Genomic DNA, 17,835 nt, shown 5'->3' on the forward strand with positions numbered 1-17,835 from the left:
TTTGATTCCCCACACACAAAATTAAGTTAGGTGATTTGATTTGTTTTAAGTTATTTCTTTTGTTTTAAAGGTTTTGCGAATTTCTGTTCTACACTTTCACGGTACATTGAGTTCATTGTACAGAACGGAATGATTCTGCCGTCAGGTGTTGCATAATGAATAACACATTTTTTAACCCTGTCTTCGTCAAAGTTGAACGGATCCATGAAGTGCATACATGAAATAAGCATTGCATCTTTAGAGAAGTCTCCTAAAGCGGAGTAATCCCTTTTTGCAAAAACGTTGAGTAAAATTTTAACAATATCGAGATTTTTAGGGGTTCTGCTGGTGTGAACCATTTTAGTAAGATTTTTTGTAATACCTGCAAGTACCCTTTTACGGGACCCGAATTTGCCCTCTTTAAGTTTTTCATTATATTCTTTTAACTTTTCAAACAAATCATCGACATCAATAAAGTCAGTAATCGGAATCAGTTTGTCTTTTCCAGACCCTTCAGTTTTGTCCCTGAATACATATGTAGCAATTCCACAGTGCTGGTGGCAGTTTAAAGTAACTTTAGCTGAATCTTCACCGTCAAGCAATGAAATAAACTCTGCAATCGGTTCAACACTTGATGGAGGATAGAACGCACTGGTTGGAACCTCACCGTCAGTTTCATCTTCAATAATCTTAACAAAGTCAGGAATGGTTATCCTTTGCTCCTCTACATGGTCAGCAGGTGTTCTTCCTGCAAATGAAACAGGCTGGAAGTTGACTCCGTAAATGTTTTCATTGTGGTCAAAGGCAAATTTGATAATTTCGCCGACCTGATGGTCATTGATTCCTTTAACTAATGTAGGAACAAGTACAACACCTAATCCGACTTTTCTACAGTTTTCGATAGCCTGGATTTTATCCTCAAGCAAGTCCCTTCCTCTGTTGTAAATGTAAGGTTCTGGAGTTACACCATCAAAAGCAAGATAAACAGTATTTAATCCAGCTTCTTTCAGTTCTTTAGCCAAGTTTTCCCTTTTAGCTAATCTGATACCATTAGTAGCAATTTGAACGTGAGTGAACCCTTCTTCTTTTGCCATTTTAACAAGCTCTACAATATCTTTTCTGACTGTAGGCTCTCCTCCTGCATACTGGATTGCAGGGCATGGATGAGGTTTTAGGTTTCTCAGATTTCTGAGCATCTGTCTGATTTCATCCTGAGTAGGTTCATAAATATATCCTGCAGCGGCTGCATTAGCAAAGCACACCGGGCATTTTAAATTACATCTGTTGGTTACGTCAATCAATCCTAAAACGGTTGAAGTTTCATGTTTTGAGCATAACCCGCAGTTACTTGGGCAAGCACTTTCATCTGGAACGCAAGGGTTTTCAACTGAAGTAATTGTTGGAGTGTAATCGTCTACACGGTTGTATAATTCATCATCACTCCAGTAAGTATTTATGAATTCCCCATGTTCATCACAGGTTTTTTTGATAAAGATTTTACCGCCTTCATCATATACTTCTGCGTCAAGAGGTTTGCCACATTCCGGACATAAACTTTTAGTATTTTTTATTTTCAAACAAATCACCTTTTACCAATAACAAATCATTATTAGTATTACTACATAATGTAATATATAATATTTAAATTATATCACACTTCTTATTTATACTTAATTGGAAATAATATAATGTCACTTTAAAAACTAGTGTGATTTGAAATTTTGATGAATATTATTTTTTGACATAATGCGGGAAATATTTTTTAATCGGGTTTCTGTTTTTGACTTAATTAAGTATATTATATAGAATATACATAATATTATATTAATTGGAGAAATTATATATGGCATTTGATATTTACATATTCCTTATTGCTTGTCTTACAAGTTTGTATTTCATACTTCCGGCATACTTTTCAAACGGAGGAGCACTTGCTTTCGGAGGAGGTACGCCTGTTGATTTTGGAAAATGTGACAAAAATGGTGTCCGCTGGATTGGAGACGGCGTTACCTGGAGAGGAATAATAGCTGGGACAATTATAGGAATAATAACCGGTGCAGTACAGGGATATCTTGCACCTCTAATTTTAGCAGAAATAGGCCAGTATATCATAACTCCAATAATTACTGATGTCAACAGCGGAATTTTAATCGGATTTATGCTTGGTTTCGGTGCTCTTTTAGGTGATGCTTTAGGCAGTTTCTTAAAAAGAAGACTCGGAATTGGAAGAGGTAAACCTGCACCAATTCTCGATCAGTTAGATTTTTTAATAGTCGCATTGATTATGGTTGCTCCGTTCGTTCATCTTAACTTGCTGTTTATGGTAATTGCAATAGTATTGACATTAGCTATTCATTTGATAGCTAACGGTGGAGCTTATCTGCTTGGATTAAAAGATGTATGGTATTAGTTTAGATATTTATCCATCATCACAGCAGTTCCTACTGCAGGCGCTACAACACACTGTTCATCTGTTAATATATCGCCCATTGATTTTACTTCAAGTCCTAAAAGTTCTGCGGCAGGTCTGTCAAGAATATCTTTTCCAAGACCAGTTGTAACGATTAAATCCAGATTTTGTGTTTCAACTACCTGTTTTAGACCGTCTGCAATCTGTTCAATCTGTTTTTGATGAATGAACTCTGACATTTCAACTATATCATCTTCACGCAGCATTTCCAAATCAGCACATACAACACGGGCAATTCTTTTTGCACAGTCGGTTTTTGATTTTCCTTCACCGTCAAAGGTGTCGCAGACATAATCTTCTGCTTTGATTAAATCAAGAACTGTGTAAACGTCAGCAGTTTGGGCAAACAGTTCACTGGCTACCCTGTATTCTTTTCCGTTCAGTTCAACCTTATCCAGAAAGCTTGCAAGATTTGTTCTTAATGTTCCGGTGTAGACCAGTTCACCTGTAGCTGACCTGTCGAAATCGGATTTGCCTATTGCACATTCTTTTCCATCCTTAATCGGAATAATGTCTGTTGTGGTACTTCCCGTATCTATGAATATGCAATTGTCAGAAATTAAAGTTGCAATCTGCGCTGTTGCAATCCAGTTTGCGGCAGCTGCATTAAGTGGAGTCTGGCGGATTTCTTCAAGAGACATCATTCCGTCAACGCCGACATAAGCTGTAGGACATGAAAATGTATCCTCACATTTTTCAACTACATCAAGAACACCATCCTTTTTAGTGTCATATGCATCAACAAGCTCAGCTGTCATTGAAATGCCCACTGCATCGATTTCATCCAAAGGACAAATTTTTTCAATCAGCTCAACCAATACTCTTGATAAATCATCATTATTGCTCCACATCGGAAGATATGCAAAATCAACTTCAATGTTTTTTATTTCACCGTCTTCAAAGTCAATGACGGCCAAATCGGTGTTTGCACCACCAATATCAAAACCTGCTACTTTCATTATTAAATTCTCCTAATTACCAAATCATCTTCAGATTTTTTAAATTCAACTTTCCCGTCCAGAGAAATATCAATATCATCAATGTTAATTTCACCGTCAATCACATCAATGATGCTTTTTCCAATATTTAAATCACTAATCCTATTTAAACCGACATAAGGAGTTGTGAATCTGGAATTAATTTCCAGAAGATAAACTGAATAAACATCTTTTTCATCGCAATTGATTAACAAGTCAACGCCGACAAAACCTTTAATGCCGTCAATAGCTTCAACAGCTTTTCTTGCAATTTCAAATGCTTCTTTTTCGTATTTGCTTTCAAAAGGCAATTGTCCGCCCAAATAAACTCCTTCATCATTTTCAAGTTGGACATACTGTTCATTTAAGCTTATAGGAACAGCCTTTTTGCCATCACTAATCAGGCTTACGCTAATGTCAGTTCCTTCAATATATTCCTGAACGATTATTCTTGAGCCCGGAGTAAAAATCTTATCCAAATCCAGTGTCAAATCTTCAATGTTTTCTATCAGGACAATATTTTCACAGTCAACTCCAACCAATGGCTTGATGATTAATTTCAAAGGAGTTAACGGGTCTTCAGCCTGCCATTTTTCATGGAGATTTTCTATAGCTCTTTTCCAGTATCCTTTCGGATCTATCTTGAATCTGAATGTTCTTGGTTGAGGAACTATGTTTGAAAGTTCTTCATAGGTTGTGAACTTGTCTGATGTTTTAAGGCATGCTTCAGATGATGATGTGTAAGTTTTAACACCGTTTTCCTCAAGTATTTTAGTAATATTGTAGAGGTTGTTGTTGTTCTCGGCGGCTATGAAAATTGCTTTTTTAAAATTTGCCGCATTGTCCTTAAGCCAGTCAATCACATCCCCTTCAATCAGTATTGGATTGACATTTTTCATATTACTTAACATTGCCTCATATGACCTGTTTATAACAAGGTCAATGGAGAAATCATGCAAATCTCCCAATAAGGCAAATATCAGTTCTTCAGCTTCGGAAATTATGCTTTTATCCTTAATGCCTGAAGCTGTGAAATACTCAAATACCAGTATTGAATCATTCTCGTTTGTCATAAGTAATCATCATCCCGTTTAAATTAAGTTCATCTCTCGGAAATACCATGTTCCGGCCGTCATAAACCATGTGAATCAGTGCGTTTTCATTTTCTTCAAATTCGCTGACAGTGACATCTTCATTTACAGCGGCCATTTTTCGTGTGAATGAATCCATTATATCTTCTGGAGCTTCAATGTTTAGAAGACCTTCACTGTAAAATTTTTCTATTGCATCAACTGTTTTTGAAGCTGCATCCCCCTGTCCGTACGGATTTGGAGCTTTTTTCATTTTTTCGGCAAAATCATTATCATTTAATATTTTATTGGCATTTTCTAAAATTGCATCTTTATCGGAGCCTACAAGAATATTTCCTCCGGCAGCTACTGTTTCAGGCCTTTCAGTATTGTACCTTAATGTCAGTGCAGGCACATCAAGTGTAATCGCCTCTTCCTGAAGACCTCCTGAATCGGTTAAAATCAAAGTGGATTTTGAAGTTAAAAGCAGGAAATCAAGGTATCCTATCGGCTTTACAATGTGAATATGTTCCATACTGTTGAGCTCATCAAACAGGCCAAAGTTTTCAAGAGTGTTTTTTGTTCTTGGATGAATCGGGAAAATAATGTTCATGTCCTTTAACTGCTTTAAGGCTTCTATAATGCTTGTAACCCTTTGTTTAACATCAACATTTTCCGCCCTGTGCATTGTCAGTGTCAGGATGTTTTCCATATTTTCAATATCCAAATCCGCAAGTGATTCTTCTTCAAATCCTCTTTTTTTGGCTATTTCAAGGTGTCTGAAACAGGCATCTACAACAGTGTTTCCGGTAATTATCAGATTTTTTCTTGAGATTCCTTCGCTTAAAAGATTGACGGCAGACTGTTCAGTCGGGATAAAATACATTGCTGAGCAGATATCTGCAACTCTTCTGTTTACCTCTTCAGGCATTGTCATATCAAATGATCTGAGACCGGCTTCAACATGACCCACCGCAATATGCAGTTTAGCACAGACCAGAGCTCCTGAAAGCACCGCATTTGTATCTCCCTGAACAAGTACGATGTCCGGCTTTTCATCAAGCAATATCTCTTCAATGCCCTTCATCATAAGTCCAGTCTGTTTTGCATGAGTTCCTGATCCTACATGAATATTGTAATCCGGAGTAGGTATTTCCAAATCCCTGAAGAAATTATCTGACATTTCCTTATCGTAATGCTGACCAGTATGGATGATAAAATGGTCGATACCCCTTTGGTTAATCTCGGCTATAATCGGAGCCATCTTAATTATCTCCGGCCGAGTTCCTAAAATAGTTGCAATTTTCATTATAAATACCTCATTATTATATTTATATGGATTGTTTAAAAAAATTTTGTAAAAAAAATTAGTGGATTGAAAAATGACCAATATAGAATGAACCTAAAACAATGCCAAAAGCAGTACAAACTATAAGAATAGCAATATTGAGTAAAAATGCTTCAATCAAAGCTCTGGTTGGAAATACATTGTCATGCTTATCCTTAGATAATACTGCATCAATTAAAACAGGAATAGTAATTATAACGGCAATTAAAATTATAAAAGGTATGGCAATAAACCATAAATTGGAACTGTTATAGTTAATTGCAAGATATCCTCCCAAAAGCAATCCCACAATTATTGTTAAAATTGATAACTTATCAAAGACCTGATATACTCTTCCCATAATATACCTCACATATAATTTTATAATTACTTATATATATCATTTAAACTTTTTATCATTGATTCGCGAATTGCATATCTTTTTTGCAAATCGCCCAGTGAACTGACCAGGTCTCTTCTGAAGCGTTCACAGGCATAATCATCATATCTGAATTTGATTCCATCATATTGAATATCCATCAAAATGAGGTATTCAGCTTCCATGACCTTAATATATGCTCTTGGCTCATCTTCAGACGGATTGAGGAGTCTTTCAACTTCATCAAGATCCATTTTACCTGTTGCAACATCAACAAATACTCTCATCATCTTGCGAACCATGTTCCATAAAAATGATTCACCGTAAATGTCAACAAATATAGGAGATAGTGTGTCATGGAGATTCGGGAACTGTCTTTTGTGGTAGTCATCCAAATCCACCTTTGTGATTTTAATATCATCTATTGTTCTTGTTGTGGTCTTTTGAAAACGTTTGGTGAAATTTGTAAAGTTATGGGTTCCTTTAAATATTTCAGCGCATTCTTTAAGCTTATCGATGTCGAGATCATCGAACAATAAATAACGGTACTGCCTCATTTGAGCATATCTCGGTTTGAATGCATATCGAACAGGAGCTGAAGCTAAAATCTGGATATCATCAGGCAGTGAATTGTTGATTTCATTTACTCTGACTTCCTTTTCTGACTGGAAACTGATTACATTTCCCAGGCTGTGAACACCTGCATCGGTTCTGCCTGCAATTCTGAATCTGGACTTTTTCAAATCATCAATGTAGTCAAGCTTACGCAAATGATAGATAAGTTCCTCTTCAACTGTTCTTAAATCAGGCTGTCTTTGAAAGCCATGAAAGTTAGTTCCAATATATCCGATTTTAAGTGCTGTTCGTTTCATCAATATAATATTAATCAGTATATAAAATAAATGTTAGGAAAAACACTTGAAAACTAAAATTCGAGAAGGAAGTAAATAGCTATTGAATAGCTATTTACATAGTCATATGGCTTTACTATTGCTAATTACATATTATGAAAATTAAATTAAGATAATTAAAATTTTAAAAGATAGAGTAGTTATATTGCTTAAATTTTAATTATCTGAAATTACCTTAAAAGCAAGGTAATCTAATTTATAATTAATAGTAATAACCATATAAATCTTATTAAAGTATTATTCCCCAATTTCAATTCCAAATTCAAAAATAAGAATAATAAACCAGTTAAACAGATTATATGACCCTAAAATCAAAGCATTGTAAAAACAAAGATTAAATAATAATTTTTAATAAATTTGTATTACTATAAAATTTACAGCATATCAATTTAAACAATAAACAACCAGTAGAGATGGATAATCATAAAAAAATAATAACTTAAATAGCAAATTTAATAAAAAGAAAAACAATATAAAAATATTGAAAGAAAAGAATAAAAATTATAACTTAAAAAAATAGTAATACTTTTTTAAAAAATAATACTACAATTAAGTAATTTCTTTAATCATATGGGTTGTTTCATCGTAGTCATCTTCTTCAATGGTTACTTTATAGCCCATAGATTTCCAGAATGGCAAAGCAGCATCGAGATACCTATGAGTATGTAAGTAAATTCTGCTATAACCTGCATCTTTTGCAAACTCTTCCATCTTATTTACAAGCCTGCGGGCAAGACCATGACGCCGGTAGTTTTCATCGACCATAAGCCTCCAGATACTTGCAGTATCTTTTTTTGTGTATTTGCCTTTAAACAACTCATAATCCTTATCATATGCCCTTATCGCTGCAGTGGCAATTATTTTTTCACCATCAAAAACCATAAAAAAATTGTTACACTTTGGCAAAATATAATATTCCCTAATCCCCTCAATATCATAATGAAATTCAGGAGTAGGGCCAATTCCATATTCCTTTTTAATCTGATCATATAAAAAATCTTTTACATCACAAATCTCACGATTATTATCTCTAACTTCTTTTATAACATATCCCATAATATCACTGAAAAAAATTAAAAAAAAATAATAGGAAAATATGAATTTTCATTATTCATGAGCAGTTTCAGGATTGAGCAATTTTTCGACATTCTCCCCTATCAAATCAAATAATAGCACAACAATCAGTAATGACAATCCAGGGTAAAACGCCAACCACCAATAACCTGATGATAAGTAGTGCATTGATTCAGCTAAAATGACTCCGATTGCAGGTTCATGAGGAGGCAAACCAAATCCTAAAAATGTTATTGCTGCTTCATGCATAATTGCATGAGGGAACATCAAGATAACACCTACAATAATTTGGGAAACAACCAACGGTAAAATGTGTTTTGTAGCAATCCAAACTTTAGATTTTCCAAGGTTTTCTGCCAGATGCACATATTCTTTGGTTCTGATTTCTTTAACTTCTGACCTTAAAACTCTTGCTAGAGGAGTCCAATGAGTTAAACCGACACCCATTACAACACCCAATACTCCACCACCAAACATTATAGATACAAGAATGATTAAAAGAATATGAGGTATTGATCCAAATAAATCGATGATTCCTGCAACGGTTTCATCTGCAAATCTGTTGAAACTTGAAAACAATCCAAGAACTATAGAAATAAATGTACTTACAACAGATGCAATAAAACCTACCATTAAACTTAATCCAAGACCTGCAACCGTTCGCTGAAACATATCTCTTCCCATCCAGTCAGTACCAAAAAGATGCTCTAGTGAAGGCATTTGGTTTGCATTTACAAAACTTGTAGGAATATCACGAATGAAATAACCTGACACAAATACCGATACAATAATCAGCGCAGAAAGAACAATGATTACGAGAGTTTTTGTTCTGAGATTTGCAGGATATAAAAACCACTGCCTTTTATCATCAGTTTTTTTATTTTTTCTAATCACTGAACTCACTCTCCTTTATTCTTGGGTCAATCAAGTAATATGAAAGATCCGCAAGCAAGTTACCTACAAATACAAATACCGCACTGAAAAGAACAATTCCTAAAAATAACGGCACATCACTTTGAAGACCTGCTGCAACAGCTGTCTGACCTATTCCAGGATAAGAAAATACCTGTTCTACCAAAACAGCCCCGCCAAACAATTCACTGAATGATAAAAATTGCAATGTTATTGCTGGAAGCAAAATATTTCTTATTCCATGATTTTTTATCAAATTCCATCCTTTTTCACCTCTTGATTTTGCAAATAAAACATAATCAGAAGATAAAACTTGAATTAATTCATTTCGGGTATACATAGCAATCGGTGCTAGACCGACCAGACTTAATGTTAATGTCGGAAGAACCAGCCGGGATGCCCATTCAGTAAATGTGGCATCAGTACTGCTGACACCGATAGGTACACCAAAACCAATTGGGAACCATCCTAAATAAACAGCAAACACCATTAAAATAAGCATTCCTACCCAAAAGGATGGGGCTGATTGAATTGCATAACAGTATACCTTAACTGCTTTGTCAATCCAGGACCCTTTATTTTTTCCAGCAACTACTCCTAATGCAAAACCAAATATTCCACTTAAAATCCAGGAAATTGCCATAAGCACAATAGAAGCAGTGAATTTATCAATAATAACATCAATAACCGGAGCACGATAAATCAAGGAAGTTCCTAAATTCCCCTGAACTAAATCCATCAGCCAATGAAATATTTTAGTAGGCAATGGAACATTCATACCAAAATAACTTTCCAATATTGCTCTTTGAGCTTCTGAAACAGCTGCTCCTCTTAAATAAGTGTTAACCGAATTAATAGGGGATAAATCTAATAATATAAAACTAAAAATAGCTACTACAACCATCAATATTATGAATCTTATTAATTTATAACCAAAAAATTTTAATATCTGATTCTTATTCAAAAATAAACCCCCAAAAAATTCTTAAAAAAATAAAAAAAAGGAAAAATGGGTTAATTAAGCTGTGGAGTTGGTTCTAGTCCAATCACAGATATTAATTAAAACATCATTTCCTAAACCATCAGGTTGATTGCCGATATCGATACCATCCTTAATGAAATAGTTGTAGTCGTAGTTGACTAACCATACAAATGGTGCATCACCAGCAGGACCCCAACCTCCACCGTTTACAAGTGCAGATTGTGCCCATAAGGAATCAGCTTGGCTTAAATCACTAGTATGCATAGCTTCTTCCATCAATCTATCGGAATCAGTGTTATTATATAAACCAGGGTTCATATAGAAGTCATCTGCTTCTTTACTGTGATATTGTTGATAAATTGATTTGTATGGGTCAGGGGAAGTCTGTTGCATTAATGCAGCTGAGCTGTACATATTCTGATAAATTTTATCCCAGTCTGCACCAACAAGTTTTACTTCAATTCCAATTTCTTTAGCCTGTTCAGCGAATACGGTGGATAAAGACTGTCTGTCAAGGTAATCTGGAGGATAATATAAATCGAATGATGCTTTTACACCATCTTTTTCTACAATTCCATCACCATCAGTATCATTCCAACCGCCTTCAGCTAATATTCTTTTTGCTTCACTTATATTTCCGTCCTGAACTTTGGAATCGTTATTTGCATAATCTCTTGTATCTACACTAGTGTATTCAGGAGTAGCATGGCCTGAAAATATTTCATCACACATAGCCTGACGGTTTACACCGACATTCAATGCTTGTCTGATAGCTTTATCAGCAGTTACGTTGTTTCCTATTTTGGAACTTGCATTACTTACATCACCAGTATCGTTAAGATAAGGGAAGGACACACCTTGTGCCCTACCAGCAGAAACTTCATAGAATTGATATCCGTCAACAGTTTGGTTCAATGCGGAAGTTGCTACAGGAACTACATCCACATCACCGGATTTTGCAAGTTCTAACCAGGTTGACTCTTCAGGGAACAATAATGTTACCTGTGTAAAGTATGGTTTATCACCATAATAATTATCATTTATTTTGAATATTGCTTGTTGACCTTTATCCCAATGGTCCAATACATAAGGTCCGGTACCGATTGGGTGTTCGCCATAAGTATTATTGTCATATGAATCAGAAGGAACAATACCTAAATACCTTAAATCATAAATGAATGTTGATCTTGGTTCAACTAGATTAAATTCAACAGTAGTTGCATTTACTGCTGTTGCATTTTCAAGATTGGTTAAATCCAAATCTGATTCTGTTTCTTTTGCAGTGTTGAATGTGAATGCTACATCTTCAGCATCAAAAGTGGAATTATCTGAAAATTTAACATCATTTCTTACATTTACAGTCCAAGTTTTACCATCACTGCTGATAGAATAACCAGTAGCTAGGTCCGGCTCCATAGTGCCGTTTTCACCTGTCTTAAATAGACAGCTTTGTACTAAAGGATTATAGTTTTGGTGTCCACATCCCCAGCCTGTAAGAGGATTGAATCCCGCTTCAGGTTCTTTGATATTACTGTGTGCCGCTACAGTCAAATGAGTTGGATCACTGTCATGAGAACCACCCATTAAAGCAAATGCAGCAACAACAATTACAATAACTGCAATGATTGCACCAATAATTATCATTTTCTTATCCATATTTTTTCTCCATAAATTAATAATTATATTAAAATAAAAAGTAATACTTTTTTTAAAAAAAGTACCCAATTAGTAATACTAATTTTGATTATTTTAATAATATTTAATATTTACTAATAATACCTATAAAAACATATTTATTACTTTTAAAGTTTAATTTAAAGACTAAACATTGCCCATGAAAAAATTTGAAATTGTTAAATGAGTAACAAAAATAATTGACATCATCTGCCGTTTTTAAACAAACTGAAAATTAAAGTTAAACAAAAAATCTAAAAAATATTTTTTTAAAGTAATACAAATAGCACATTTAAATAAAATGACCGTTAAATATTGGCTTATGAATTTATCTCTTGAACTAAGAAATTATTTAATATCCGAAGGGGCAACAGAAGCCGGTTTTGCAGATATAACCGATTTCACACCAAAAAAAGGACTTAACACAGGAGTAATATTTTACATTACTTACCCCAAAGAGATAATACGAAATATGCAGAATGCACCTACACAAGAATATGTAGACGAATTAGTCAGTTTGAACACAAGATTAGACGAATTAGGAATAAAATGTGAAGAATATCTAATATCAAAGGGCTATAATGCATATGCACAAACAAAAAAAAGATTAGGAACAGATTTTGGTGAATTTAATTCATTTGAATTACCTCACAAGACCATTGCAACACGTGCAGGCCTTGGCTGGATTGGCAAATCCGCATTATTCACAACAAAAAAATACGGATCAGCTTTAAGATTATCATCAGTTTTAACAGATGCTCCTTTAAAGATTGGAACCCCTGTAATTAAATCCAAATGCGGAAAATGTAGGGAATGTAGGGACGCATGTCTCGGAGGAGCCATAAGCGGAAAAGAATGGAATTACAAACTTAAACGCAATGAATTTTATGACGATAAGAAATGTGAAAAATATGCATTGAAAGTTTCTGAGAAAAATTTAGGAAAAGCAGATACGGTATGCGGAAAATGCATCTATGCATGTCCACATACACAAAAATATATCAAAAAATTATAATTTTACAGCATAGCGAAAATCATTCGCTAACGGATTAATTTCTAATCCCTGAATAGTTTTATCCATATGAACTGTTTCTAACTCATCATTTGCATCCAAAACAACAACAAAACCCATTTTTGTCCAGAATTTCAAAGCACCATTTAAGGTTTTATGAGTATGCAGATAAATATTTTCATAATCAGATTCATTGGCAAAATTTTCTGCAATACTGAATAATTTTGATGCTAAACCACATCTGCGATATTTTTCATCGACAAACAATCTCCAAATGCTTGATGTTGCATGTCTAGAGTACAAATGTCTAAACTCTGGAAAATCTTTATCATAAGACCTAATACCAATTGTCCCGATTATTTCACCGGATTCATAATAGGCGACATAAAAATTATTCCTTTCAGGATTGATGTAATAATCATCCATTTTTATAATGTCTTCATGCCATTCAGGAACATAATCATATCCAAATTCTTTTTTAATCATTTTAAACAAAAATTCTTGAACATCCCTAATCTGTTTTGAATCGTTGCTTAAAGGTTTAATAATAACATTCATAGACAACACCTAAAAAAAAGTATTACATTTATTATAAAATATATGTCATTAGTAATACTTTTTTATAAATTTTGATTAACTTTAATATTGATAAAGTACAAATTAGTATATAAAGATTATCATTTAATGGTGAAAGGTGAATATATGGAAAAATTATTAGAAGTTAAAAACGTTTCGATTTCATTTATACAATACACACAAGGTTTAAATCAAAGAGACCTGAAAGTTATCACTGATTTAACATTAGACATCTCCGAAGGTGAAATTTTAGCAGTATTAGGTTCAAGCGGATCTGGAAAAAGTCTACTTGCACATGCAATATTCGGAATTTTACCAGAAAATGCAAATTTAAACGGAAAAATAAAATTCAAAGGAAAAGAATTATCTCAAAAAGATAAAGAAGAAATCAGAGGAAAAGATATGGTGCTGGTGCCCCAATCCGTAAATTTCCTTGATCCACTAATGAAAATATCCGACCAAGCAATCGGACAAACAGAAAACGATGCTGAAAAAAAAGAGAAAAAACAAAAACAAAGAGAAATCTTTGAACATTATAATCTTGGACCAGAAGTAGATGAAATGTACCCTTTCCAACTTTCAGGAGGAATGGCTAGAAGAGTACTGGTATCAACAGCACTACTATCAAATCCGAAACTGGTAGTTGCAGACGAACCAACCCCTGGACTCGATGAAAAAACAGTCCAAGAAACCCTAAACCATTTCAAACACATGAAAGACGACAATATTGGTGTTTTATTAATCACACACGACATTCATGCAGCACTGGAAGTAGCGGATAGAATCGGAATCTTTTACTCAGGATATGTAATCGAAATTGCAGAAAACAAAGACTTTTCAGGAAATGGGGAAAATCTGCTACACCCTTACACAAAAGCACTGTACAAAGCACTTCCTGCAAACGGATTTGAACTAACAAAAGGCCATCAACCACTACACGGAGAAATACCTGACGGATGCCCGTACTATGACAGATGTGAAATGCGATTTGACAGATGCAAACAGGAAAGACCTGAATTAATAGATTTAGGAAATAAAAAAGTCAGATGTTTTAAATATGAAGAAGGTGAATAAAATGGAACTTAAAGCAACAAACATCTCATTCAAATACCCATCTGCTAAAAATTACTTATTGAAAGACATCAATCTCGAGTTGAATAATAAAAAAATCATGGGTTTGATTGGAGATAGCGGAAGCGGAAAATCAACATTATGCAAAATTCTTTCAGGATATGTTACAAAATATGAAGGAAACGTGACTTTTGACGGAAACCCTCTTCCAAAAAAGGGATTTAAACCAGTGCAATTAATTTATCAGCACCCTGAAAAAGTAATGAATCCGAAATGGAAAATGGAGCAAGTATTAAAAGAATCCTGGGATGTACCGGATGAGTTTTTAGAAGAATTCGGTATTCAAAAAACATGGTTAACAAGATTTCCACAGGAATTGTCCGGTGGAGAACTTCAAAGATTTTCTGTTCTGAGATCTCTTAATCCAGATACTAAATTTTTAATAGCTGATGAAATGACAACAATGCTTGATGCAATCACACAAGTACAAATTTTAGAGTCCGTTTTAAAGATTGTAAAAGAAAGAAAAATGGGATTTTTACTTGTAAGTCACGATATGGATTTAGTAGAAACTATCTGCGATGACAAAATTTACTTAAAAGATATTAATCGAAATTAGCAACATTCATTCAAAATAACATTAAAACTTCATTATACCAGTAATAATCATTATATGATAAAAAACAAATTACAAAGTTGATAACATGAGCTGTTATAAATATTGGGGAAAATTAGAAGAAATTTCAAATAAATTATCTTCTTATGGTGATTTAGACAAATACGGAAATTCAAAATTAGATGAAATAAATATTGATGAAATAATTGATATTTTAGACGAAGTTGAAATTATTGCACACGATAAAGAAATTGACTTTGATTCTGCTAAACACATCTTAGATGATGAAAAAATGAATAAAGCATTGAAGTTAATTAGAAAATTCTATGTATACATAGGCGCTAGATTAGAAACTGAAAATGCATTGAAAATTCTGGAATCAGATAATCCTAATGAAACTCTTGATTCATTTCATTTTTATGAAAGGTATATTGGACTAATTGAAAATGAAAGCCAACTTGCTAAATTCAATGATGAAAAAACATTTGTATTTTTAGGATCCGGACCATTGCCATTGACACTAATCATGTTTAATAAAGTATTCAAATGCAAATGCATTGGAATTGAGCAGGACGCAAATGTAGCAGAATTATCAAAGAAAGTTTTAAGGAAATTAGATCTTGAAGATGAAATTGAAATTGTCGTTGGTAATGAAACAGTTATAAAAGATTTGAAATATGATATTTTAATGGTTGCAGCATTAGCCGAACCGAAAGAAAGAGTCTTTTCAAATATCTGGACATATGTCGATGAAAAAACACCTGTCATATACAGAACTTACACTGGAATGAGAGCTATATTGTATTCACCAGTGCTTGAAAAAGATATACGAGGTTTTCACAAAGAAGTTATGATGTTGCCTTCAGGAAAAACCAACAACACATCTGTTTTAATCAGAAAAATAGTATAACCCAAAAAATATTCTGAAAACAATTATTTAATTTTTAAATTAATTTAATAATCTCCATGTTAAAATTTAAATAAATTATTACTTTTTTACACTGTAAAGTAATAATTTAATACTTTTTTTAAAAAATATTAAGCAAAGTAATACTTTTTTTAGAAACTTTTAAATAACTAATCGTAATAATATTTAAATAATTGTTATTAATTAGAATAATACTTTTTTATAAATAATTATGACAATTACTTTTTATCAAAAATGGAGAAAAGATAATGGATAGCAAATACATTATTGGAATAGTAGCTGTAATTTTAATAGCTGTAATTGCTGGAGCGGTCCTCATGGGAGGATCATCCACACACAGAGCTGACGACGAACTCGTAGTTGCTGCTTATAGTCACGGGGGAGAACCTGAAGCTGGTTTTGACCCTATACTTGGGTGGAACTACTTAGCAGAACCTTTAATTCAATCAACATTATTGAAAATGACACCAAACATGACTTATACAAATGATTTGGCCTCAAGTTGGGAAGCAAATGACAACTTTACAGAATATACTGTAAAAATCAAAGATGGAATTAAATTCACAGACAATACCACATTAGATGCGGAAGACGTAGCATTTACATATAACACCGCTGCAACAACTGGAGCAAGTGAATTAGATTTCACCAGTTTAGAAAATGCTACAGTAACCGAAAATAATACTGTAGTATTCAAATTAAACAGACCAGACTCTACTTTTGTAGATAAGTTCGCATACTTAGGTATTGTACCATCAGATTCCTACAATAACGAAACCTATGGATCAAATCCTGTAGGTTCAGGACCATATAAATTTGTACAATGGGATAAAGGTCAACAAGTAATTCTTGAGAAAAACCCTGATTACTATGGAAAACAACCAGAATTTAATAAATTAACCATTCTTTTCGAAATGAATGATGCTGCATTTAATTCTGCTAAAAATCATGAAGTAGATGTTGCTGCAGTACCATTAGCATATGCTAATGAAACCATTGAAGGTTACAATATGAGCTTACTCGACACTATTGATGTAAGAGGATTATCCTTACCAGTAGTTAACAATACTGGAAATACCACTGAAGAAGGTAATCCTATTGGTAACAATGTAACTGCAGATAAAGCAATAAGAGAAGCATTAAACTATGGTATTAACAGAACTGCTATTGCTCAAGGAGCATTAAACGGATTCGGATACCCTAACTTCGACGGTATTGCTCATCAATTACCTTGGGCAAATGATGAAGTAAACAATATTTCCGACGGTGATGTTGAAAGAGCTAAACAAATCTTAAAAGACGGAGGATGGGAAGACACTAACGGTGATGGAATCGTAGAGAAAAACGGTACCAAAGCATCCATACAAGTATTTTACTCCTCTGATGCAACAGAAAGACAAGCTATTGCTGTGACTATTGCTGAACAAGCAAAAGAATTTGGTATTGAAGTTAATGCAACTGGTTCCAACTGGGATGAAATGGGATCACATGTTAACAGCGACCCTATAGTATGGGGTTGGGGTTCAACTGATCCATCTACCATGTACAACCAATACTACAGCGAACTCATAGGCCAAGGTTACAGTAACCCTGCTTCCATAAACAACAGTGCTGTTGATGCACACATTGATAATGCTATGTCCATGGACCGTGAATCATCTTACAGCGAATGGTCTGCTGTATCATGGGACGGAAGTAATGGTATTTCACCATTAGGCGACGCATCATGGTTATGGGTAGGTGAAATCAAATACGGTTACTTCGTAGATCAAAGCTTAGATATCTCTGAAGAGACTGCTCTCCTACAGCCTCACGGTGGAGACATCTTCTCTAACATTTACGACTGGCATCGTGTTTCTTCAATAGAACAATAGACG

Annotated in this window: 17 protein-coding genes; 6 read left to right on the forward strand and 11 right to left on the reverse strand. The window is 33.9% G+C overall.

The annotated features are described in order from the left end of the window. Positions 1-50: 50 nt before the first annotated feature. Positions 51-1,556 carry a tetraether lipid synthase Tes gene (gene tes / locus QZN33_RS05555; RefSeq protein ID WP_296789960.1) on the reverse strand — a complete coding sequence of 502 codons (1,506 nt, stop codon included), beginning with the start codon at positions 1,554-1,556 and terminating at the stop codon, positions 51-53. A 266-nt stretch (positions 1,557-1,822) separates the two neighbouring features. On the opposite strand from tes, the gene QZN33_RS05560 reads away from it, so the two are divergent. After that, the gene (locus tag QZN33_RS05560) at positions 1,823-2,389 is read left to right on the forward strand and encodes a CDP-2,3-bis-(O-geranylgeranyl)-sn-glycerol synthase (protein WP_296789961.1); all 567 of its coding nucleotides are present in this window, start codon (positions 1,823-1,825) and stop codon (positions 2,387-2,389) included. Here the strand turns inward: QZN33_RS05560 and QZN33_RS05565 are convergent. From QZN33_RS05565 to QZN33_RS05605, 9 genes are all read right to left on the reverse strand, one after another. Then, positions 2,386-3,408, reverse strand: coding sequence for a hydantoinase/oxoprolinase family protein (locus tag QZN33_RS05565; protein WP_296789962.1), 1,023 nt, complete (start codon positions 3,406-3,408; stop codon positions 2,386-2,388). The genes QZN33_RS05560 and QZN33_RS05565 overlap by 4 nt on opposite strands. Positions 3,409-3,410: 2 nt before the next feature. After that, positions 3,411-4,499, reverse strand: coding sequence for an ATP-grasp domain-containing protein (locus tag QZN33_RS05570; protein ID WP_296789963.1), 1,089 nt, complete (start codon positions 4,497-4,499; stop codon positions 3,411-3,413). Further along, a complete protein-coding gene (wecB, locus tag QZN33_RS05575; RefSeq protein WP_296789964.1) occupies positions 4,483-5,805 on the reverse strand; it encodes a non-hydrolyzing UDP-N-acetylglucosamine 2-epimerase in 1,323 nt (440 codons plus the stop codon). Before wecB ends, QZN33_RS05570 begins: the two co-directional genes overlap by 17 nt. A gap of 58 nt (positions 5,806-5,863) precedes the next feature. Further along, positions 5,864-6,184: a hypothetical protein gene (locus QZN33_RS05580; protein WP_296789965.1), complete on the reverse strand. Its 321-nt coding sequence runs from the start codon at positions 6,182-6,184 to the stop codon at positions 5,864-5,866. 26 nt (positions 6,185-6,210) lie between these two features. Next, entirely contained in the window at positions 6,211-7,074 is an 864-nt protein-coding gene (gene truA / locus QZN33_RS05585; protein ID WP_296789966.1) for a tRNA pseudouridine(38-40) synthase TruA, read from the reverse strand. Between the two features lie 588 nt (positions 7,075-7,662). Continuing rightward, the gene (locus tag QZN33_RS05590) at positions 7,663-8,169 is read right to left on the reverse strand and encodes a GNAT family N-acetyltransferase (protein ID WP_296789967.1); all 507 of its coding nucleotides are present in this window, start codon (positions 8,167-8,169) and stop codon (positions 7,663-7,665) included. A 51-nt stretch (positions 8,170-8,220) separates the two neighbouring features. Beyond that, positions 8,221-9,081 (reverse strand): ABC transporter permease, encoded by an 861-nt coding sequence (locus QZN33_RS05595; RefSeq protein ID WP_394347048.1) that lies wholly within the window; start codon positions 9,079-9,081, stop codon positions 8,221-8,223. After that, positions 9,074-10,003 (reverse strand): ABC transporter permease, encoded by a 930-nt coding sequence (locus QZN33_RS05600; protein ID WP_296789993.1) that lies wholly within the window; start codon positions 10,001-10,003, stop codon positions 9,074-9,076. Before QZN33_RS05600 ends, QZN33_RS05595 begins: the two co-directional genes overlap by 8 nt. A 114-nt stretch (positions 10,004-10,117) precedes the next feature. Then, on the reverse strand, positions 10,118-11,737 hold the full coding sequence (locus QZN33_RS05605; RefSeq protein WP_296789968.1) for an ABC transporter substrate-binding protein: 1,620 nt from the start codon (positions 11,735-11,737) through the stop codon (positions 10,118-10,120). Positions 11,738-12,056: 319 nt separating this feature from the next. Here QZN33_RS05605 and QZN33_RS05610 point away from each other — a divergent pair, with 319 nt between their 5' ends. Then, on the forward strand, positions 12,057-12,770 hold the full coding sequence (locus QZN33_RS05610) for a 4Fe-4S double cluster binding domain-containing protein (RefSeq protein WP_296789969.1): 714 nt from the start codon (positions 12,057-12,059) through the stop codon (positions 12,768-12,770). Here the strand turns inward: QZN33_RS05610 and QZN33_RS05615 are convergent. After that, complete coding sequence (locus tag QZN33_RS05615; protein ID WP_296789970.1) at positions 12,765-13,325, reverse strand: GNAT family N-acetyltransferase; 561 nt, start codon at positions 13,323-13,325, stop codon at positions 12,765-12,767. The genes QZN33_RS05610 and QZN33_RS05615 overlap by 6 nt on opposite strands. Positions 13,326-13,469: 144 nt before the next feature. On the opposite strand from QZN33_RS05615, the gene QZN33_RS05620 reads away from it, so the two are divergent. From QZN33_RS05620 to QZN33_RS05635, 4 genes are all read left to right on the forward strand, one after another. Beyond that, the gene (locus QZN33_RS05620; RefSeq protein WP_296789971.1) at positions 13,470-14,417 is read left to right on the forward strand and encodes an ABC transporter ATP-binding protein; all 948 of its coding nucleotides are present in this window, start codon (positions 13,470-13,472) and stop codon (positions 14,415-14,417) included. A gap of 1 nt (position 14,418) precedes the next feature. Continuing rightward, positions 14,419-15,033, forward strand: coding sequence for an ABC transporter ATP-binding protein (locus tag QZN33_RS05625; RefSeq protein WP_296789972.1), 615 nt, complete (start codon positions 14,419-14,421; stop codon positions 15,031-15,033). Between the two features lie 85 nt (positions 15,034-15,118). Next, complete coding sequence (locus QZN33_RS05630; protein WP_296789973.1) at positions 15,119-15,940, forward strand: nicotianamine synthase family protein; 822 nt, start codon at positions 15,119-15,121, stop codon at positions 15,938-15,940. A gap of 266 nt (positions 15,941-16,206) precedes the next feature. Further along, positions 16,207-17,832, forward strand: coding sequence for an ABC transporter substrate-binding protein (locus QZN33_RS05635; protein ID WP_296789974.1), 1,626 nt, complete (start codon positions 16,207-16,209; stop codon positions 17,830-17,832). The last annotated feature ends 3 nt before the right edge of the window (positions 17,833-17,835 follow it).

Origin of the sequence: uncultured Methanobrevibacter sp., assembly GCF_900314615.1 — an archaeon.
In the GTDB taxonomy this organism is placed as follows: Archaea; Methanobacteriota; Methanobacteria; order Methanobacteriales; family Methanobacteriaceae; genus Methanocatella.